This is a genomic window from Gordonia sp. NPDC003585, assembly GCF_040610755.1.
Classification (GTDB): domain Bacteria; phylum Actinomycetota; class Actinomycetes; order Mycobacteriales; family Mycobacteriaceae; genus Gordonia.
Window position 1 is genome coordinate 26,001 of the sequence record NZ_JBEXMX010000043.1, and the last position, 21,203, is coordinate 47,203.

General features: G+C 65.4%; 18 protein-coding genes and 1 pseudogene. 17 read left to right on the forward strand and 2 right to left on the reverse strand.

Annotated elements, in window-relative coordinates; genetic code table 11:
- Window positions 1-130: 130 nt before the first annotated feature.
- Window positions 131-1,093 (reverse strand): hypothetical protein, encoded by a 963-nt coding sequence (locus ABZW74_RS13660; protein WP_355276821.1) that lies wholly within the window; start codon window positions 1,091-1,093, stop codon window positions 131-133.
- Between the two features lie 168 nt (window positions 1,094-1,261).
- Here ABZW74_RS13660 and ABZW74_RS13665 point away from each other — a divergent pair, with 168 nt between their 5' ends.
- The 15 genes from ABZW74_RS13665 to ABZW74_RS13735 all read left to right on the forward strand — a co-directional run bounded on the left by ABZW74_RS13665 (window position 1,262) and on the right by ABZW74_RS13735 (window position 18,480).
- Window positions 1,262-2,470, forward strand: a complete 1,209-nt coding sequence (locus ABZW74_RS13665) for a beta-lactamase family protein (RefSeq protein ID WP_240856851.1) — start codon at window positions 1,262-1,264, stop codon at window positions 2,468-2,470.
- A gap of 165 nt (window positions 2,471-2,635) precedes the next feature.
- The gene (locus ABZW74_RS13670; RefSeq protein WP_240856850.1) at window positions 2,636-4,273 is read left to right on the forward strand and encodes an aromatic/alkene/methane monooxygenase hydroxylase/oxygenase subunit alpha; all 1,638 of its coding nucleotides are present in this window, start codon (window positions 2,636-2,638) and stop codon (window positions 4,271-4,273) included.
- Window positions 4,274-4,371: 98 nt separating this feature from the next.
- Entirely contained in the window at window positions 4,372-5,412 is a 1,041-nt protein-coding gene (locus ABZW74_RS13675) for a 2Fe-2S iron-sulfur cluster-binding protein (protein ID WP_240856849.1), read from the forward strand.
- Between the two features lie 30 nt (window positions 5,413-5,442).
- Window positions 5,443-6,549, forward strand: coding sequence for an aromatic/alkene monooxygenase hydroxylase subunit beta (locus ABZW74_RS13680; RefSeq protein WP_240856848.1), 1,107 nt, complete (start codon window positions 5,443-5,445; stop codon window positions 6,547-6,549).
- 5 nt (window positions 6,550-6,554) lie between these two features.
- Window positions 6,555-6,893 (forward strand): propane 2-monooxygenase effector subunit MimD, encoded by a 339-nt coding sequence (gene mimD, locus ABZW74_RS13685; protein ID WP_240856867.1) that lies wholly within the window; start codon window positions 6,555-6,557, stop codon window positions 6,891-6,893.
- A gap of 129 nt (window positions 6,894-7,022) precedes the next feature.
- Entirely contained in the window at window positions 7,023-8,069 is a 1,047-nt protein-coding gene (locus tag ABZW74_RS13690; RefSeq protein ID WP_240856847.1) for an amidohydrolase family protein, read from the forward strand.
- On the forward strand, window positions 8,066-8,824 hold the full coding sequence (locus ABZW74_RS13695) for an iron-sulfur cluster assembly protein (RefSeq protein ID WP_240856846.1): 759 nt from the start codon (window positions 8,066-8,068) through the stop codon (window positions 8,822-8,824). The genes ABZW74_RS13690 and ABZW74_RS13695 overlap by 4 nt, the downstream gene beginning before the upstream one ends.
- Window positions 8,821-9,846 carry an NAD(P)-dependent alcohol dehydrogenase gene (locus ABZW74_RS13700; RefSeq protein WP_240856845.1) on the forward strand — a complete coding sequence of 342 codons (1,026 nt, stop codon included), beginning with the start codon at window positions 8,821-8,823 and terminating at the stop codon, window positions 9,844-9,846. Before ABZW74_RS13695 ends, ABZW74_RS13700 begins: the two co-directional genes overlap by 4 nt.
- A gap of 180 nt (window positions 9,847-10,026) precedes the next feature.
- On the forward strand, window positions 10,027-11,676 hold the full coding sequence (groL, locus tag ABZW74_RS13705; RefSeq protein WP_240856844.1) for a chaperonin GroEL: 1,650 nt from the start codon (window positions 10,027-10,029) through the stop codon (window positions 11,674-11,676).
- Between the two features lie 144 nt (window positions 11,677-11,820).
- Window positions 11,821-13,590 (forward strand): helix-turn-helix domain-containing protein, encoded by a 1,770-nt coding sequence (locus ABZW74_RS13710; protein WP_355276839.1) that lies wholly within the window; start codon window positions 11,821-11,823, stop codon window positions 13,588-13,590.
- A gap of 28 nt (window positions 13,591-13,618) precedes the next feature.
- Complete coding sequence (locus tag ABZW74_RS13715; protein ID WP_355276826.1) at window positions 13,619-14,269, forward strand: class II aldolase/adducin family protein; 651 nt, start codon at window positions 13,619-13,621, stop codon at window positions 14,267-14,269.
- Entirely contained in the window at window positions 14,266-15,168 is a 903-nt protein-coding gene (locus tag ABZW74_RS13720; RefSeq protein WP_240856841.1) for a carbohydrate kinase family protein, read from the forward strand. The genes ABZW74_RS13715 and ABZW74_RS13720 overlap by 4 nt, the downstream gene beginning before the upstream one ends.
- Before the next feature lie 296 nt (window positions 15,169-15,464).
- The gene (locus ABZW74_RS13725) at window positions 15,465-15,881 is read left to right on the forward strand and encodes a RidA family protein (protein WP_355276828.1); all 417 of its coding nucleotides are present in this window, start codon (window positions 15,465-15,467) and stop codon (window positions 15,879-15,881) included.
- A 35-nt stretch (window positions 15,882-15,916) separates the two neighbouring features.
- Window positions 15,917-17,299 (forward strand): FAD-binding oxidoreductase, encoded by a 1,383-nt coding sequence (locus ABZW74_RS13730; protein ID WP_355276830.1) that lies wholly within the window; start codon window positions 15,917-15,919, stop codon window positions 17,297-17,299.
- Between the two features lie 32 nt (window positions 17,300-17,331).
- A complete protein-coding gene (locus ABZW74_RS13735; RefSeq protein ID WP_355276832.1) occupies window positions 17,332-18,480 on the forward strand; it encodes a helix-turn-helix transcriptional regulator in 1,149 nt (382 codons plus the stop codon).
- 87 nt (window positions 18,481-18,567) lie between these two features.
- Here the strand turns inward: ABZW74_RS13735 and ABZW74_RS13740 are convergent, their stop codons facing one another.
- On the reverse strand, window positions 18,568-19,158 hold the full coding sequence (locus ABZW74_RS13740; RefSeq protein WP_355276834.1) for a TetR/AcrR family transcriptional regulator: 591 nt from the start codon (window positions 19,156-19,158) through the stop codon (window positions 18,568-18,570).
- A 53-nt stretch (window positions 19,159-19,211) separates the two neighbouring features.
- Between ABZW74_RS13740 and ABZW74_RS13745 the strand changes: the two genes are divergently transcribed.
- Both ABZW74_RS13745 and ABZW74_RS13750 read left to right on the forward strand, forming a co-directional pair.
- Window positions 19,212-21,014, forward strand: coding sequence for an acyl-CoA dehydrogenase (locus ABZW74_RS13745; protein WP_355276836.1), 1,803 nt, complete (start codon window positions 19,212-19,214; stop codon window positions 21,012-21,014).
- A gap of 25 nt (window positions 21,015-21,039) precedes the next feature.
- Window positions 21,040-21,177: pseudogene (locus ABZW74_RS13750) on the forward strand (SDR family NAD(P)-dependent oxidoreductase); the annotation flags it as partial.
- Between the last annotated feature and the right edge of the window lie 26 nt (window positions 21,178-21,203).

The window sequence follows — 21,203 nt, forward strand, 5'->3', positions numbered from 1 at the left end:
CGCCGCGGCGCCCTCCCACCCCCCAATGGCTTCCCTGCGCCGCGCCCCCACCCCCCCCAAAACCGGCGCGCTGTTTTGCTCACCCGAGTGCTGCAGCACTCGCGTTCTCCAACTCGACTCCAGTTCTGGTTCACGCAGGCATCAACTTCAGACTGACGAGCCAACTCCGGACCCTCGGCACCATCAGCCCCTGCTCAAGGTCCTTCCATATCCACCGCACCACCATCACGCCCATTGCGCGGAGCGCGTCCTCGCGAGCCTTCTCGCGGACCACCACCTCGGCTGGGTCCTCGCCCGGACGTAGCAGCTTCTTGTACTTCACCTTTCCGTCGAACTCCCCGACCAGCTTGCCCTCCCAGTCGAAGTCGGTGCGTGCAACCAGGTTGCCGTCCTCGTCGAGGAATTCGCGCTGAAGTCTCGCGATGGGGAATCCCGCCTCGATCATCTGAGCCCGGCTCCACGATTCACCTGGATTCTCGGCGCCTGCATCCGCGTGGTGGAGGGCCCTTCGTGCCTGGGCGATCCCACGCCGTCGCCCCACGAGCATCCCCCTCATGACGCCCCGATCGGCTCCTTGTCGCAGCGCGGAATCGAACACCGCCAGCGCAGCAGCAAAGTTGGTTGCCGTGCACGCGACGTCGACGGCGGTGCGCTCCATGGAGGTCACCAACACCCCCTGGACCTCGATGATGTCGTCGTCCGACAGGTGCGCGGCATGGTTGTGCTGGGTGTCGGTTCGGAATCCACCGACGGGTCCGGCCGTAGTGTGAACTCGGCGCAAGCTTGGCCGCAGCATCTCAATCCCCAGGATTACAGCTGCCGACTGGTGACTCAGCGGCACACGCTTCGGTGGCTCATCGCCTTCGGGATTCTCTGCCGCAGCTGCCGATTCGCGACAGCGGGCGTAAGCGATCGCCTTGAGGCGGTGCCATTCGGTCGCCTTCCGATCTCCGGCGACAACGAATACGCCGCGCATGACGGACGTGATCTCCCCAGCGCGCACGGAGCGTCGGAGATCGTCGTCGGTGAGCCTGGCGGCGATCACAGCACGGCGGTAGATGAGGCCATCGGGGTCAGTTGGGTAAGTCGGCATGTGAAGTTTGACGCAGCGGGACGCCGACCGGTTCCCTCACCGACGACACCTTGAGTCGAGTTGGAGAACGCGAGTCCTGCAGCAAAAGCGGTGTGCAACGAGAGTCGAATAGGGCCGCGGCCGCCGAAGGGGGGGACCCAAACCGTGGCCCCACCAGGTGGTGTGGCCATGAGCACCCCGACCATCGATCCGAAGAAGGTTTCCACCGCGGTCGACGAGGTGGTGCAGGCCGCGTCGACGGGCGACGATCGGGTGCCCGGGGTGGTCGCGGGCGTCACCACGGACACCGAGACGATCTATCTCGGCCGGTCCGGGCGCCGGGCCATCGACGACGAGCAGCCGATGACCGACGACACCGTGTTCGCCATCTTCTCCACCACCAAGGCCATCACCGGCACCGCGGCGCTGCAGCTCGTCGAGGACGGTCAGCTGGATCTGCAAGCGCCCGCGCGCGAATACGTGCCCGCGATCGGCGAATTGCAGGTCATCGAGGGCTTCGACGACGACGGGTCGCCGAGACTGCGCAAGCCTGCGTCCGACATCACCACGCACCACCTGCTTACCCACACCGCGGGTTTTGGATACGACTTCTTCAACGAGACCTACAACCGGCTGGCCACCGAACAGGGTCAGCCGAGCATCATCGAGGCGACCAAGACCGCGTTGCGCACGCCGCTACTGTTCGACCCCGGAACCAAATGGGAGTACGGCAGCAACATCGACTGGGCGGGTCAGGTTGTCGAGGCGGTCAGCGGACAACGGCTCGGCGCCGTGATGAGCGACCGGATCTTCAGTCCGCTCGGCATGTCCAACACGTCGTTCGACCTGTACCCCGACACCGACGGTCGACGCGCACGGATGCACCATCGCGGCGAAGACGGTTCGCTCTCGCCCAACCACAAGTGGGCACTGCCCGCCGACCCCGAGGTCCACATGGGTGGACACGGGCTCTACTCGACGGTCGGCGACTACCTCAAGTTCATGCGGATGTGGCTCAACGACGGCATGTCCGACTCCGGTGAGCAGGTGCTGAAACCCGAAACCGTCGAGATGGCCGAGCGCAATCACCTCGGCGATCTCAAGGTGACCGCCCTGCCCGGCGTCATCCCGGCCCTCTCCAACGACGCCGAGTTCTTCCCGGGAATGCCCAAGTCCTGGGCGTACACCTTCATGATCAACGACGAGGACGCGCCGACCGGCCGCCCCGCGGGCGCACTGGCGTGGGCCGGGCTGGCGAATCTGTACTACTGGATCGACCGGCGCAACAAGATCGGCGGCTACTGGGCCACCCAGATCCTCCCCTTCGCCGACGCCATCTCAGTGGGCCGCTACCTCGAGTTCGAGACCGCCGCGTACAACGCCCTCGGCGCCGACTGAAAGCCTCCCACCTGGTCATTTGCGCTGCTGAACCCCTGCTGACCGATCTCACATCGGCCGTTGTCTCACAGTGAGACGCATGTGTTGCAGATCACAAGGTTGTATCAAAGTCGCTCCAGCCCAGCAGGCCGGCACCGCGTCGGCCTTCTCACGAGGAGGCGCACATTGAGCAGGCAGAGCTTGACCAAAGCACATGCAAAGATCACCGAACTGTCCTGGGAACCCACCTTCGCCACTCCCGCGACCCGCTTCGGCACCGACTACACGTTTGAGAAGGCCCCGAAGAAGGACCCGCTCAAGCAGATCATGCGGTCCTACTTCCCCATGGAGGAGGAGAAGGACAACCGCGTCTACGGCGCCATGGACGGCGCGATTCGCGGCAACATGTTCCGCCAGGTCCAGGAACGCTGGCTCGAATGGCAGAAGCTGTTCCTGTCGATCATCCCGTTCCCGGAGATCTCCGCGGCCCGCGCGATGCCGATGGCCATCGACGCCGTGCCCAACCCGGAGATCCACAACGGTCTGGCCGTGCAGATGATCGACGAGGTTCGTCATTCGACGATCCAGATGAACCTCAAGAAGCTGTACATGAACAACTACATCGACCCGGCCGGCTTCGACATCACCGAGAAGGCGTTCGCCAACAACTACGCGGGCACCATCGGCCGGCAGTTCGGCGAGGGATTCATCACCGGCGACGCCATCACCGCCGCCAACATCTACCTGACCGTGGTCGCCGAGACCGCCTTCACCAACACCCTATTCGTCGCGATGCCCGACGAAGCGGCCGCCAACGGCGACTACCTGCTGCCCACCGTGTTCCACTCGGTCCAGTCCGACGAGTCTCGGCACATCTCCAACGGCTACTCCATCCTCCTGATGGCACTGGCCGACGAGCGCAATCGTCCACTGCTGGAACGTGATCTGCGCTATGCGTGGTGGAACAACCACTGCGTGGTCGACGCCGCGATCGGCACCTTCATCGAATACGGCACCAAGGACCGCCGCAAGGACCGGGAGAGCTACGCCGAGATGTGGCGTCGCTGGATCTACGACGACTACTACCGCAGTTACCTTCTGCCACTCGAGAAGTACGGCCTGACCATCCCGCACGACCTCGTCGAAGAGGCCTGGAACCGCATCACCAACAAGCACTATGTGCACGAGGTGGCCCGGTTCTTCGCCACCGGCTGGCCGGTCAACTACTGGCGGATCGACCCGATGACCGACAAGGACTTCGAGTGGTTCGAGGAGAAGTATCCCGGTTGGTACAACAAGTTCGGCAAGTGGTGGGAGAACTACAACCGCCTCAAGTATCCGGGCAAGAACAAGCCGATCGCCTTCGAGGACGTCGACTACGAGTATCCGCACCGCTGCTGGACCTGCATGGTGCCGGCCCTCATCCGTGAGGACATGGTGGTCGACAAGGTCGACGGCCAGTGGCGCACCTACTGCTCGGAGACCTGCGCGTGGACCGACAAGGTGGCCTTCCGTGGCGAGTACGAGGGCCGCGAGACCCCGAACATGGGGCGGCTCACCGGCTTCCGCGAATGGGAGACACTGCATCACGGCGGCGATCTGGCCGACATCATCACGAACCTCGGGTACGTGCGTGACGACGGCAAGACGCTGATCCCGCAGCCACATCTGGATCTCGATCCGGACAAGATGTGGACGCTCGACGACGTGCGCGGCATCCAGTTCGGCAGCCCCAACGTGGCGCTGAACGAGATGTCCGACGAAGAACGCGAGGCCCACGTCGCCGCGTATCGCGCCAACAAGAACGGGGCCGTCACGGTCTGACGACCCCGCCCGGCAACGGTGGACGACATTCGCAGGTCGCCCACCGTTGCCGGCCCGACCCCGCACACAGCCCCGACTGAGCACCGAAAGGCGACCCAGTGGCAGACACACACCGCATCAACTTCGAACCCGTCGACATCGAGATGGAGGTCAGCGAGGACGAGACCATCCTCGACGCCGCATTCCGGCAGGGCATCCACCTGATGCACGGTTGCCGAGAGGGTCGGTGTTCGGCTTGCAAGTCGTACATGCTCGACGGTGACGTGCAGATGGACGACTACTCGACGTTCGCGTGCAACGACTCCGAGGAGGCCGAGGGATACGTACTCCTTTGCCGCACTTACGCATACAGCGACTGTGAGATCGAGCTGCTCAACTTCGACGAGGACGAGTTGCTCGGCGGCGCACCCATCCAGGACGTGCGTACCAAGGTGGCCGGCATCGAACCGCTCACCCGCGACATCGTCTCGCTGAAGCTCGACGTCGTCGAACCCGAAGCGCTCGAATTCAAGGCCGGCCAGTACGTCGACCTGTTCATCCCCGGCACCGACGAGAAGCGGTCGTTCTCGTTGGCGACCACACCGAGCACGCCCGACCGCCTCGAGTTCGTCATCAAGAAGTACCCGAACGGGCTCTTCGCCGGCATGCTCGAGGACGGCCTCTCGGTGGGCGACGAGATCATGATCAACGGCCCGTACGGGTCGTGCTGTCTGCGCAACGGACACGTGCTCCCGATCGTGTGCATCGGGGGTGGCGCCGGGATGGCACCGCTGCTCTCGCTGCTCCGTCACATCAGCGAGACGGGACTCAACCGTACGGTGCACTTCTACTACGGAGCACGTACCGCCGCGGATCTGTTCTATCTCGACGAAATTGCCGCTCTCGGAGAGAAACTCGACAACTTCGAGTTCATCGCCTGTCTCTCCGAATCGGCCGATCAGGCTCCCGGCGGCGTCACCGTCGCCGAGGGCAACGTCACCGACATCGTCGACGCGGGCGAATCGGACCTGGCCCGAACGGAGGTGTATTTCTGCGGCCCCCCACCCATGGTCGACGCGGCACTCGCGCTCGCCGAACAACATTCGGTCCCCCGGGATCAGATCTTCTACGACAAGTTCACCAGCCCGGCATTTGACTAGACCTCAGCCCGAACGACAGGAATGACAGGTATGTCTGCACCAGCCGAACCGCGGGAACGTAGTTTCCCGTCAATCGAATTCACCGACGCCGAAGCCGGCGCCCGTGAGTTCCCGAGCAGCAAGAGCCGCAAGTACAGCTACTACACCCCGGCCCGTAAGCGCGCGACGATCTACGAAGACGTCACCGTCGACGTGCAGCCGGATCCCGACCGTCACCTGACCCAGGGCTGGATCTACGGATTCGGCGACGGCCCCGGTGGGTATCCGCAGGAATGGACCGAAGCCAAGTCCAGCAACTGGCACGACTTCCTCGACCCCAACGAGGAGTGGGAACAGACCATCTACCGCAACAACTCCGCGGTGGTCCATCAGGTCGACCTGTGCCTGCAGAACGCAAAGCGCGCCCGCGCCTACGACGGCTGGAATTCGGCCTGGCTCAAGTTCATCGAACGCAACCTCGGTGCGTGGATGCACGCCGAGAGCGGCATGGGCCTGCACGTGTTCACCTCCATCCAGCGCTCTGCGCCGACCAACATGATCAACAACGCGGTGGCCGTCAACGCGGCACACAAGTTGCGGTTCGCCCAGGATCTGGCGCTGTTCAACCTCGACCTGTCCGAGGCCGAGGAAGCGTTCGACGGATCGGCGCACAAGGAGGTCTGGCAGTCGGCGCCGGAGTGGCAGCCGGTGCGTGAGACGCTGGAACGCATCACCGCCATCGGCGACTGGGCACAGCTGTTGTTCGCCACCAACATCGTGTTCGAACAGCTCGTCGGCGCGCTGTTCCGCACCGAGTTGGTCATGCAGGTGGCCGCCCGCAACGGCGACTACATCACCCCGACCATCGTCGGCACGGGCGAATACGACTACGACCGCGACCTCAATTACACCCGGGCACTGTTCCAGATGCTCGCGCGCGACGAGAAATACGCCGTCGACAACCGAAAGTTGTTCGCGGACTGGATGTCCGAATGGGTGCCCAGGTGCTTGGAGGCGGCAAACGCGCTGCAGCCGATCTGGTCGCAGCCGGCCGACAAGTCCGTCACCTTCCAATCGAGTCTCGCGACCGCGAAAACCAAGTTCGCCGATGTGCTGGCCGCCATCGACGTCGACATCCCCGAGGAGTTGAACCAGTGAGCACCATGCAGTTCGGAACCGACACCGAGTTCTCCAACATGTGCGGCGTCACGCTCATGAACACCCCGATCGGACGCGTCGTCGCAGATGTGATGGGCGCCAAAGACGGTGTCGAACTCACCGAGTACCCCTCGATGATCCGGGTGGACGGGGTCAACCGGCTCACCTTCGACTACGACGAACTGACCGACGCCCTCGGCCAGGACTTCGACGGGTCGATCTTCGAGGAGATCAGCTCCACCCACTACGGACGGATGGTGCATCTCGACGACCGCACGATCCTGTTCGCCAGCCCCGAGGACGCGGCCGAGTTCATCGGCTTCGATCTGACTGCGTCCAGCTGATCCTCACTGCCGGGGGTGCGCGTCCCCAGCGCACCCCCGGCGGTGATTCCAGTCCGCTCCCACCACAGTTCTCCCAGCCCATCTTTCAGCCCACAGTTACAGCCCACCTCCGAGAGAGCGAGTGATCCGATGTTCGAAAAGAACGGCGACAAGTACTTCATCGTCGATGCCCACGTCCACCTGTGGGACGGCCGAGAAAGCAACCAGCGCAACATCCACGGCAAACAGTTCATCGACTGCTTCTACGACTATCACCGCAATCTCAGTCCGGAGGAAGAGGTCTGGGACTACGACACCTACTGCTACTACGGAGCCGACCGGCTCATGAACGACCTGTTCGAGGACGGGCCGGCCGATCACGCGATTTTCCAGGCCACCATCCTGCGCGACTTCTACGTCAACGGCTTTGCGCAGGTCGACGATTCATTGAAGCTCGTCCAGGACAACCCCGGCAAGCTCACCTACAACCACGCCTACGATCCACGTGACGGCGAGAGCGGCCTCGAGCAACTCCGCAAGGACGCCGATTCGATGCAACTCAAGGGCGTCAAGCTCTATACCGCCGAGTGGCATGGCGAGTCGCGGGGTTACAAGCTCGACGACCCGTGGTCACGGAAGTACCTCGAGGAATGTATCAAGCTGGGCATCAAGAACATCCACGTCCACAAGGGACCGACCATCCGGCCGCTGGACCGCGACGCGTTCGACGTCGCCGACGTCGACAAGGTCGCCACCGACTACCTCGACCTGAACTTCATCATCGAGCACGTCGGGTTGCCGCGCCTCGAGGACTTCTGCTGGATCGCCACCCAGGAGTCGAATGTGTACGGAGGCCTGGCCGTGGCGATTCCGTTCATCCACACGCGGCCAAGGTATTTCGCCCAGATCATCGGCGAGCTGCTGTATTGGATCGGCGAGGACAAGATCCTCTTCGCCAGCGACTACGCGCTCTGGAACCCCACCTGGCTCGTCGACCGCTTCGTCGACTTCCAGATTCCGGAGGACATGACGGAGTACGCCCCGATCACCACCGACCAGAAGCGCAAGATCCTCGGCCTCAACGCGGCGGCGCTCTATCCGCACATCGAAGTGCCTGAGGAACTGCGGATTCCCACCGACGCAGCAGACCCCGGCGCCGAGGTGGCAACCGGCGCACCCGAGGCGGCCAACGCATGACCATCACCGCGCCACCGGCCTCACTGGCCATCGGTGCCGCTGTGCAGCAGGCGTTGTCGACGGTCATCGATCCCGAACTCGACCAGCCGATCACCGACCTCAAGTTCATTCGGTCCATCGAGATCGATGACACGTCGGTGACCGTTCACCTCCGGCTCCCAACATCGTTCTGCGCGCCCAACTTCGCCTACCTGATGGCATCCGACGCACAGGACGCGCTCGAGGCGATCGACGGCGTCGGCGAGGTACATGTGCTGCTCGATGACCACCACGACAGCGACAAGATCAACGCGGGACTGGCGGCGGCGGCCGGCTATGTGGGCACCTTCGGCTCGGAGGCCGACGAGGGACTCGACGAATTGCGACGCACATTCGCCCGCAAGGCTCACGTCGCCGCGATGGAACGCTCGCTCACCGAGATCATCCGCAACGGTGAGGTGACCGTCGACGAGGTCGGTCACGTGCTCCTCCGCGATCTGCCTCCGGGACCCAACCGGTCGGCGTTGTTGCGCCGGCGCGCCGACATCGGACTCACCCTGTGCCCCAACAGCCGGGTCCTCGTCGACGACCATGGGCATCCGATTCCCGACGAGCAGGTCCCCATGCGGCTGAGATTCGCGCGGTCCGTGCGCATCTCGATCGAGGGCAACGCCCACTTCTGCCGCGGCCTGCTGGCCACCCGCTACGCCGACGACGACGAGTGCGACGGCACCAGCGAACCGATCATCACCAACCTGCGCGAGGAGACGCCATGAGAGCAGTCCAAGTTGTCGGTTACCACGACAAACTCCAGTTGAACGAGGTCCCCGACCCCGAGATCACCGGGCCGCTCGACGTGATCGTGAAGATCGGCGGCGCCGGCGTGTGCCGCACCGATCTGCACATTCTGGAAGGGCAGTGGGCCGAGAAGAGCGGCGTCGCACTGCCGTACACGATCGGGCATGAGAACGCCGGCGTCGTGGAGGCGATCGGCGATGCGGTCACCAATGTGACGGTCGGCGAGAAGGTGATCCTGCACCCGCTGATCACCTGCGGACTCTGTCGTGCCTGCCGCGACGGCGATGACGTGCATTGCGAGAACAGCCAATTCCCGGGAATCGACACTGCCGGCGGCTACGCCGACTTTCTGAAGACCACCGCGCGCAGCGTGGTGCGGATCGACGATTCCCTCGAACCCGCCGACGTCGCGGCTCTTGCCGATGCCGGGCTGACCGCCTACCACGCCGCGGCGAAGGTCGACCGGATGACCCGACCGGGCGACACGTGCGTCATCATCGGCGCAGGCGGATTGGGACACATCGGGATTCAGGTTCTCGCCGCCATCTCGGGACTCACTCTCGTGGTGGTCGACCGCAACCCGGACGCGGTGAAACTCGCCGTCGAAGTCGGTGCGCACAAGGGCATCGTCGCCGACGGAAGTCACGTCCAGCAGGTCCTCGACCTCACCGACGGCAAAGGCGCCGAGGCGGTTCTGGACTTCGTCGGCGAAGGCGGCGCGACCGCCGAGGGCATCGCGATGCTGCGCCGCGCCGGCAACTACTTCGTGGTCGGCTACGGCGAGAACATCGACGTCCCGACCATCGACGTGATCTCCACCGAGATCAACTTCATCGGCAACCTCGTCGGCTCTTACAACGACCTCAACGAACTGATGACCCTGGCCGCCCAAGGAAAGGTGAAGCTGCACACCACGAAATACGCCCTCGACGACTACCAACAGGCACTCGACGACCTCGACGCCGGACGCGTCCGGGGCCGCGCGATCCTCGTTCCCTGACAACGACCGCCGCTCACCCCGAGCGACACCCGACCCCCGCTCCCTGAGGTGCTCGAGGCGCTAGCCGAGAGCCTCGAAGGGCCGGCGACGCAACCTCACCAGCCCTTCGAGGCTCGTCGCTAGCGCTCCTCGCACCTCAGGGAGCGAAGAAAACCCACAACACAGAGAAAAGGTGAGATCATGGCCAAAGAGTTGCGCTACAACGCCGAAGCGCGGCTGCGACTGGAGCGGGGCGTCAACGCCCTCGCGGACGCCGTCAAGGTGACACTCGGGCCCAAGGGCCGAAATGCGGTGCTGGAGAAGCTGACCGGACCGCCAACGATAACCAACGACGGTGTGACCATCGCCCGGGAGATCCAGTTGCGCGATCCGTTCGCCAACATGGGTGCCCAGCTGGTCAAGGAAGTCGCGATGAAGACCAACGGGGTGGTCGGTGACGGCACCACCACCGCCACGGTCCTCGCCCAGGCCATGGTGCGGGAGGGGTTGCGTGCCGTCGAACAAGGCGCCAACCCGATGCGGGTCCGCCGCGGCATCGAACGAGCCGTCGGCGCGGTCACCGAGGCCCTCACCGGGCAGGCAGTGCAGATCGGCGGCCGCGACGACCTCGCGCGGATCGCCAGCCTTGCGGCCAGTGACGACGAGGTGATCGGCGAGGTGATCGCGACCGCCGTCGAACATGTCGGCCGCAATGGTGTGATCACCACCGAAGAGAGCGACGTGCTCGGCCTCGCGGTCGACGTCGTCGACGGGATCGAGTTCGACCACGGCTACATCTCCGGCTACATGGTCACCAATCCCGATCGCATGGAAGCTGTCCTCGACAACCCGGTGGTGCTGCTCACCAACAAGAAGATCACCGACGTGCGCGACGTCATGCCGGCCATCGAGTCGGCCAAGCGCGCCGATCGCCCGCTGCTGATCCTCGCCGAAGATGTCGACGGTCCCGCGCTGCAGCTGCTCGTCGGCGGCAACATGCACAAGACCATGCAGTCCGTGGTGGTGCGCGCGCCCGGTTTCGGTCATCGTCGGGTCGCCGAACTCGAGGACCTCGCCGTCGCACTGGGCGGTCACGTCATCGCCAAGGACACCGGCCTCGAACTCAGCGAGGTCTCCGTCGAGCATCTCGGCACCTGCGACCGGGTGACGGTCACGGAGAACGAGACCACCATCGTCGGCGCCCACGGCGACCAGGCGCGCGTCGACGCCCGGGTCAGTCAGCTCGAAGCACAGTTGGACCGGGCCCGCATCGACGCCGATCGCGACAGCCTGGAACTGCGCATTGCCCGGCTGACCGGCCGGGTCGCCGTGATCCGGGTCGGCGGTGTCACCAGCGTCGAACTCAAGGAGCGGATGCTGCGCGTGGAGGATGCACTCGCCGCGACCCGGGCCGCAGTGGAGGCGGGCATCGTCTCCGGTGGCGGCACCGCGCTCGCACAGGCCCACCGAGCACTCGAACCTCTCGAGGCACTCGGCGACGAGGCCGTGGGCATCGACGTCGTGCGACGCTCACTCGCCGAGCCGCTGTTCTGGATCGCCACCAACGCCGGCTTCGACGGCGAGGAGGTCGTCAAGGTGGTCGCGGGACTGCCCCTCGGACACGGCTTCAACGCACTCACCGGTGGCTACGGCGACATGTTCGACGAGGGCGTCATCGACCCGTGCAAGGTGACGCGAGCGGCGCTGGAGAGTGCTGCTTCGATCGCCGCGCTCCTGATCACCACGGAGACGGCCGTCGTAGAAGAAGTGATGGGCAATCCAGGTGCCATCCCGGCACCGGGCTTCGGCGACCTCGCCGAAGGAATGGTACGTCCGTCCAACATCTACTGACGTCTCGAGCCGGGTCGGCGGCGATCCGAACATCATGTTCGCGGCGTTGATCGCCGCCGGCCCATCCCCCACCACACAGCCGTGTGGGTACACTGGAAATATGTGATCCACGACACATCCGCAGGAGGAGGTCCGACCGGATCGGTGAGAGTTCAGCCCACAGCCCAGGCACCACAATCGCCCATCTACGTTGCGAAAGCACGCGAACGATTTCTCAGTGACGACGGCATCGACGATGCCATCCGCGAGAGCATCTCCACGTCATGGAAGCGGTCGCGTTCCTTCAACGTCCACGCCGATCGTCTCGAACTGCCGTTCGTGCGTGAACCCAACCCCGACGGTGTGCTCACCAGAGCGGCACGGCCCGTCATCGATCAACTCGCCGAGAACCTGTCGGCCGAACCGGTGAGCATCATCCTCACCTCACCCGACGGTGTGGTGCTGTCGCGGACCACGCGGTCGCGGAACCTGCAGGCACGTCTGGACGACGTGAGCCTGGCCCCCGGATACAGCTACAACGAGGAGTTCGCCGGCACCAACGGCATCGGCACCGCTCTCGAATCCCGGCAGCCGACCCTGGTGACCGGCGCCGAGCATTACGCCGGCTGCCTGGCACAACTGTCGTGCGCCGGGGTGCCCATCCGCAGCCCGATCACCGGCGCCGTGATCGGCGCGCTCGACCTCACCGGCTGGGTCGACGAGGGCGGGTCACTGCTGATGGCGCTCGCCAAGTCGGCGACCGTGCAGATCGAACATCAGATGCTGTCGATGGCCAGCGAACGCGAGTCGCGACTGCTCGCCGCCTACCTCGCGACGTGTCGTCGGGCGCCGCAGATGATGGTGCTCGCGATTGCCGCCGACGTGGTCCTGATGAATCGGCGCCTGCGGCTCAGCATCGACCCGGCCGATCAGGTCTCGATGCTAGAGCACGCTGTCGACCTCACCATGGACGGCACGACCTCACGCAGCATCAACACGCTGCCGAGCGGCCGCACGGTGCGCCTCTCCCCCGTCGACGGCTATCAGGACGTCCCGGAGATGGCGGTATTTCATGTCCATCTGGTCGATCCACCGACCGCGTCACCTGTGGAAAGGACCACCCCGACCCCACTCCCGGGCGTCGTCGGCCGCAGTTCATCGTGGCGGCAGTGCTGCGATCGCGTTGCCCGCTATACCCGGTCCGGCGAGTGGATCGTGGTCTCCGGCGAACCCGGCTCGGGTCGCGCGGCCATCCTGCGTGCAGCCGCAGCACTCTATCGGCAGGGGTCGACGCGCGACTTCGGACCACGCGACTTCGACGACCCCGAATCACTGGAAACCCTTGCGACAGAACTCGAACGAGACGACTTCTGCGTCGTTCTGCGCGATGTCGACCAGCTCGACGACGAGACGACTGCCGCGATCGCCGATCTGCTGCCGGGTCGTGAACACACCGGGATGGTCGGGATCACGATGTCTTCTGACGCCACCGACCCCGGATTGGGCGCGACGCTGCTTCCATTCTTCGGGCACACCGTCGAACTACCACCGCTGCGGCATCGCATCGAAGATCTGCAGGATCTCGTCCCGACGTTGCTCCGCCAACTCACGCGCGGTCGGGAGCTCACCGTGTCGGGTGAGGCGATGCGTCAGCTCAGCAAGTACAGCTGGCCGGGCAACGTCGCCGAGCTGCGACAGATGTTGCGGGAGGTCGTGACCCACCAACGTCGCGGCGTCATCACCGTCAAACAACTGCCCCCGACCTGCCGGTCGCTCAGCCGCCACACCCTGACCCGCATCGAGGCGCTGGAACGGGACGCGATCGTGCGAAGCCTGGAGGAGAACGGGCACAACAAGATCGCCGCCGCCAACGCGCTGGGAATCTCCCGCGCGACGATCTACCGCAAGATCAAGGAATTCGGCATCGACGTGTGACCTGCCGCCACCGAGTACGGTCTTAACCGTGCGATTCACAGACGAACGAGCGGCGATCGTCGCGGCCGCCCACCGACTGGCTGCCCGGGGCCTGACGTTCGGCACCGGGGGCAACCTGTCCATCCGCATCGACGACGCGGTGGTGATGACCCCGTCGGGCTGCTACCTCGACTCGGTGACCGCCGACCAACTCGTCGTCGTCGACCTCGACGGCACCGTGCTGGAGGAGACGCCGCACGTGCCGACCTCGGAGTTGCACATCCACCTCGACGTCTACAAGTCCACGTCAGCTCGGGCCGTCGTGCACGCCCACCCCGTCGCATCGATCGCGGTGTCGAATCTGACCGACGAGCTGCCGGTGGTTCACTACACGCAGTCGATGCTCGGCGGAGCCATCCGCGTGGCCCCGTATGCGGTGTTCGGCAGTCGGGAACTCAGCGACGGCGTGGTCGCCGCCCTGGCCGACCGCACTGTTGCACTCATGCGCAACCATGGTTCCGTCGGATACGGGAACACCCTCGAATCCGCCTGCGACAGCATCGAACTGCTCGATTGGCTCGCCCGCATTCATCTGCAAGCACCCGGCGGAACAGTTCTCGATCAAGCACAGGTCGTCGAGGTGCTCGAGACAGCCACGCGGCGGCACTACCGAGCCTTCCGGGGCGGGAGCGACGCATGAGAGTCGTCACCTTCGGGGCTCACGTACTCGACGTCCTCGCCCAGCCTGTCGACGCCATCCCCGATGGTCAGGGCTCAGTACTCGTGCAGAACATGCGGATGTCCGCGGCCGGCCCGGCCGGCGGCACCGCCATCACCCTCGCCAAACTCGGGGCCGAGGTGTTCACCGTCGGCGCCATCGGCGACGACGATGCCGGCGCGATGCTCGACACCGCACTCAACCGGTTCGGCGTCGTCACCGATCACCTTGTCCGCGTGGACGCGCCGACGTCGATGAGCATGCTGCCGATCCGCAGCAATGGCGATCGGCCTGCCATCCACATGCCGGGCGCCAACCTCGCCTACCCTCTCGATCGAGCCCCGCTCGAACTGCTCACCGGCGCCGACCATGTCCACATCGGCGCACCCGAACTCCTGAATCCACCCGAGCTGGCTCCGCTTCTGGGTGACATCCGGGAAAGTGGCACGACCGTCTCGGCAGACATCCTCGCCGACGGCGATCCCGGCGTCCTCGCGTGGCTGGAACCGATTCTGCCGCATCTGGATTACCTACTCCCCAACGACGATCAGGTGCGCGGCCTCACCGCGATCGAGGACCTCGTCACTGCCTGCCGTTCCCTCATCGACCGTGGTGTGCGATGTGTGGCCGTGACCGCCGGCGCCGACGGTGCGCACGTCGTCACCGCCGACGACGCCGAGCATGCCGAAGCCACTGGAGTGGAGGTGGTCGACACCAGCGGTTGCGGCGACGCCTTCTCGGCCGGCTTCCTCGCCGCCCGCGGCCACGACCTGTCCCTGCTCGATTCGGCGCGGGTCGGCTGCACGGTCGCGGGGATCGTCGCCACCGGATTGGGCAGCGACCACGGCGACTTCACCTGGGGTTCGATCACCGCGAACTGAGGTCCCTCCGACCTCTACTCCTGCCGCTCCACCACCCTCCTACCGCTCCACCCCTCCTACCGCTCCACCACTTGCTGGTTGAGTAGCAACGAGCGAGCGCAGCGAGCCCGATGCGTATCGAAACCACGAAAGCCGAGAATGTCGGTGACCATACGGTTGCGGACACTCAGCGGGATGACCCCCTCCGGCACAGCTCCCAGATTTCTGGGGCGTCGGTGCGCCCAGCGTTCTGGCGGCACAAGTCACCAGCGGCCGGGGATGGTGAAGCAGCTGGTTACTCAACGATTCTCGATTGCATGACAACCACAACAAGCACCAGCGCACCCGTCCGCATCAATCCATCGACCTGGAACGAGCCGTTCCGCTTCGACCATGCGCAACTGCGACCGGCACCCAGCCGAACCCTGTCCATCGCCGGGCAGGCGTCGGTCGACGAGCAGGGGCAGGTGCTGCACGAAGGTGATGTCGCAGCACAGATCTCGTTGGCGATGCACAACATCGAGGAAATCCTGCAGATGGCCGACATGTCGCTGGCCGACGTCACCATGCTCACCATCTACACGACCGATGTTCCCGCAACTCTCGCCGCCTACTCGGCCCTGACCGAACGCCTCGACACCGTCGCCGCCACCCCGCCCGCCGCACTGGTCGGCGTCACCGCACTTGCCTTCCCCGGTCTCGCCGTAGAGATCACCGCCCAAGCCGCCCGATAGCCAAGACCGAATCACACCCACAGAAGGAAACTTTCGTGTCCATCACCATCGATCAATCACCCTCCTCATCGCTGTCCGACCTGCGCGCCGCGGTCGCCGGACCCGTCTTCACCCCCGACGACCCGGAATTCGGTGCCGAACTCGCCGGCTTCAACGTCGCGGTCACTCCCGGCGCGTCGATCGTGGTCGGTGCGACATCCGCCGCCGACGTTGCCGCAGCAGTTCGCCACGCCCGCGCCAACGGCCTCCGCATTGGGGTTCGCGCGACCGGGCACGGACCCGTCCTCGAGGGCGGAAATCAACTGACCATCAGCACATCCCGGATGACCGACATCACCGTCGACCCGATCGCGCGCACCGCCCGGGTCGGGGCCGGAGTCCGGTGGCGCGACGTCGCCGCCGCAACGGCGCCGCACGGCCTGACCGGGCTTGCCGGGTCGTCGTCGAGCGTGGGCGTCGTCGGCTACACCCTCGGTGGCGGCCTGAGCCCATTCGGCCGCGAATTCGGTTACGCCGCAGACCATGTGCGGTCGATCGAGGTCGTGACCGCCGACGGGATCGTTCGGACCCTCGACGCGACGGCGGGTTCGGACCTGTTCACGGCATTGCTCGGCGCCCGAGACGGTCTCGGTATCGTCACCGCCATCGAGTTCGACCTTCTCCCCGTAGCCACCTTCTACGGTGGCGGCATCTTCTTCGCCGGGAACGCGGCGTCCGATGTCCTGCACGCCTGGCGGCAATGGGCACCGACGCTGCCGGAGGAGGCCGGAACCTCGATCGCCATCCTGCGCCTGCCGCCGGACCCCAACCTGCCCCCGCCGCTGCAGGGTCAGCTCGCGGTGCACGTCCGCTACACCCACACCGGCGACCCGGGCGTCGCCGAATCGCTCCTCGCACCGATTCGGTCGGCCGGCCCGGTACTGCTGGAGAACGTGGGCGTACACCCGGCCGCCGCGCTCGACGCGGTGCACATGGACCCGCCCGGGCCGATGCCCTCGGTGGAGCAGGGCGTCGCACTCGGCGAGTTGACCGCATCCGCCGTCGACGCACTGCTCGATGCGGCCGGGCCCGACGTCGCCAGCCCCCTGGCCATCGTCGAGATCCGACTGCTCGGCGGCAAGCTGGTTGCGCCGCAGCGGGTACCCAACGCGGTGAGCGGTCGCGATGCCGCCTTCACCGTGCTCGCCATCGGGGTTCCTGCCGGACCTCTCGGCGATCAGGTCGAGGCCCACCTCTCCGGCGTCGTCGACGCCGTCGCGCCATGGTCGCGCGGTGCGCTGCTCAATCTGTCCGGTCGTCGCGCCCACAATCGCGACGAGCTCTGGCCGCAAGCACAACGGGAACTCCTCGCCGAGATCCGCCGTCGCCACGACCCGGCGGGCGTATTCTCCCTGACCGACCCCAACAATCTGGGATAGACATCGTCCCAGCGCAACCGCACAATTGAGCAATGACATCGAGCCTGACAGCCGAGCGTGTGCGCCGCGACCTGGACGTGGTCGCACACGCCGGCCTCGGGCTCGATGACTTTTTCGCCGAATCGGTGGCGTCACTGAGCCGAGCAATACCCAACGACGCGGTGTGCATCGCAAGTCTGGACCCCAGTTCCCTGATCCTGACCGGCGCCCGCAAGTACGGCGACCTTCTCGGTCAGGACGGACGTGATCCCGATTGGGGTCTCCTCGAGTACGGACGCGTCGAGGAATCGTCCTTTCGAGAGATGGCGGCACGCGGCGTCGATGCGGTCGGATTGAGCGAACTCACCCGTGGCGAGACCCGGCAGTCGGACCGGATGAGCGAACTGATGATTCCGGAGTTCTCCTACCACGATGAGGCGCGGGTTCTCCTGCGCGACGGCCGCGGGGTATGGGGCGGGATCTCGTTGTTCCGAAGCGGCACCGGGTGTCTGCCCTTCGATCGCGCCGAGATCGACTTCCTCGCCTCGGTGTCCCAGACGCTTGCTGTCGGCGTCCGAGCCGGGCTGCTCAGCACCGTCGTGGCCGAACCACAGATCCTCGAATCGCAAACCTCGATGACCGGACCCGCGGTGATCATCGTCGACAGCAACGATCAGATCGTGCAGATGAGTGCCGGCAGCCAGGAGCGGATCGATGAACTGGTCGCCGGTGCGAACAGTGGCGCCGCAATCAATCCGATCTTCGGATTGATCGGTGCCGCAAGGCTATACGGCCGCGGCGAATCGACGGTGCCACCTCGGCTGCGGGTGCGCGGGGCGTCGGGGATGTGGCTCGTCATCCATGCGTCCCCCTTGTCGTCGACCGACGGGCGGGCCGGCGAGGTGGTCATCACCATCGAAGAGGCCCGGCCGCCCGAGATCGTGCCGATCGTCGTCGAGGCCTTCGGGCTCACCGCCCGCGAACGTGACGTCACCCAGTTGGTGCTTCAAGGCGTGGCCACCAAGGACATCGCCGCTGCCCTGCACGTGTCGGCGTACACGGTGCAAGATCACCTCAAGTCGATCTTCGACAAGGCCGGGGTCCGCAGCCGCCGCGACCTCATCGCCCGCGTGTACTTCGATCAGTACGCCCCACGCATCAATCAGCCACTGGCCCCGTCGGGGTCGTTTCTGCCGATATGAAAAGTCGTCTCACCTGGCCCTTCGAGGCTCGTCGCTTGCGCTCCTCGCACCTCAGGGAGCGGGATGGCCGCTCACGGTCCTCGCACCTCACGGAGCGGGAGTGACCATCCGAACCGCGAGATCGGCGTAGACGCGGCCCAACTGCTGCGGATCGCGATGTGTGCGCGTCGGGAACCATCTGCACACGTCGACGCAGAGCGACGAGATCGCCAGCACGACGTCGTCCCGGTTGTCGACGTCGAAGTCGCCCGACTCGATCCCCGCCCCGACGATCTGAGCCAGGACCGAACTTGTCTCGCGCCGAATCCGGGTGATCGCCGAGTAGTGCGGCCGGGTGAGCCCGTGCAACTCGTACTGCACCACCTTCGCGAGGTCGTGATGTTCGGCCTGCCAGACCGTGAACGCCGCGACCACCGATCGAAGTCGCTGCATCGGTGGCGCGGACTCGTCGTCGGCGGCCCACAGCGCGGCGAGTACGCCACGGTGTCCGTCCAGCGCGATCGCGTAGAGCAATTCCTCTTTGGACCGGTAGTGCGGATACATCGCGGCCGCAGACATGCCCAACTTCCGGGCGATCTGCCGCGTCGACGTGGCACCGTAGCCGACCTCGGCGAACGACGCGATCGCGGCGTTGCGGATTCGCTCGGCCGCTGCCGATTCTGCCCGTCGCTCAGCCATCACAACCCCCAAGGAACGTTGACGTCGTCCATCTTGTCAGCCATTATAAGCGAGTGCTTAGCAAACGTGATCTGGAATTCCTGCTCTACGAATGGCTCGACGTCGAGTCGCTCACGGAGCGGGAACGGTTCGCCGAGCACTCTCGTGAAACCTTCGACGCGGTCCTCGAACTGAGCGAAGATCTCGCGACGAAACGCTTTGCGCCGGTGAACAAAGAGGGCGATCAGAACGAACCGTACGTCGGCGACGACGGTCGTGTGGTTCTGCCCGACGCACTCGGCGCCGGCATCGACGAGTTCCGCAAGACCGGCCTGATGGCGGCCTCGTTCGACGCCGAGCTCGGCGGCATGCAACTGCCGACGGTCGTCAGCCGGGCGTCGTCGGCCTGGTTCCAGGCGGCGAACGCAGCAATGTCCTCGTATGCGTTCCTCACCGTGGGCAACGCGAACCTGTTGGCCACCTACGGCACCGACGAGCAGATCGACACCTGGGTGCGGCCCATGGTCGAGGGCCGATTCTTCGGCACCATGTGCCTGTCCGAACCCCAGGCCGGATCGTCGCTGGCCGACATCACCACCAAGGCCACACCCCAGGACGACGGCACGTATCGGATCACCGGCACCAAGATGTGGATCTCGGCGGGCGAACACGAGCTCGCCGAGAACATCGTGCATCTCGTCCTCGCGAAGGCGCCCGGCGGTGGTCCCGGCGTCAAGGGCATCTCCCTGTTCGTGGTCCCCAAGTATCTTGCCGACGGCACCCGTAACGACGTCGCCTTGGTCGGGCTCAACCACAAGATGGGCAACCGGGCGACGACCAACACGCTCCTGAACTTCGGCGACGGAACACACACGCCGACAAACGCTTCCGGCGCCGCATCAAGTCGGCCCGCTCGCTCCGCTCCCGGCGCCGTCGGATATCTGGTCGGCGAGGAACACCGCGGACTGTCCTACATGTTCCACATGATGAACGAGGCGCGGATCGGCGTCGGCTTCCTTGCCACCTCGCTCGGCTACGCCGGGTATCTGGCCTCCGTCGAATACGCCAAGGTACGCACGCAGGGACGACCGGTCGATGCGAAGGATCCGTCGAGCAAACCGGTGCCGATCATCGAGCACGCCGACATCAAGCGGATGCTGCTGGCACAGAAGTCGTATGCGGAAGGCGCACTCGCACTGGGCCTCTACTGCAGCCGCCTCGTCGACATCGAGGCCACCACCGACGGCGACGAACGAGCGCGCACGACCCTGCTGCTCGACGTGCTCACCCCGATCGCCAAGAGTTGGCCGTCTCAGTGGTGCCTGGAGGCCAACAGCCTGGCCATCCAGGTGCACGGCGGGTACGGCTACACCAAGGAGTTCGACGTCGAGCAGTACTACCGCGACAACCGCCTGAACCCCATTCACGAAGGCACGCACGGTATTCAGGCTCTCGACCTGCTCGGCCGCAAGGTCGTGATGGGTGGCGGTAAGGGCTTGGCGCTGCTCGTCGAGACGATCGGTGCCACCATCGATCGGGCATCGTCGGTCGGCTCCGTCGCCGGATACGCCGACGATCTGCGAAAGGTAACCGACCGCTTGGTGTCCACCACGGCACAGATCTGGTCCGCGGGCGACCCGGCGGTGTCGCTGGCCAATGCGACCGCCTACCTCGAGGCAACCGGCCACATCGTGATCGCCTGGATCTGGCTCGAACAAGCACTGGCGGCCGACGGCCACGACGGCGCCTTCTACGACGGCAAACGCGCTGCCGCCCAATACTTCTACCGGTACGAGCTACCCAAGACCGGCCCACAGCTCGATCTGCTCGCCACCCTCGACCGCACCACCCTCGACGCCGACCCGGCGTGGTTCTGACCAACCGCACCAAGGAGATTCACCCATGCCGATTCTTGATCTGTTCGACATGAGCGGCAAGGTCGTGATCGTCACCGGCGCGTCATCGGGGCTCGGCGTCGCGTTCGCCCGCGGCTTCGCCGAGGCCGGTGCCGACATCGTCCTCGCCGCGCGTCGTGCCGTGTAGCTCGCCGACACCGCCGCGATGGT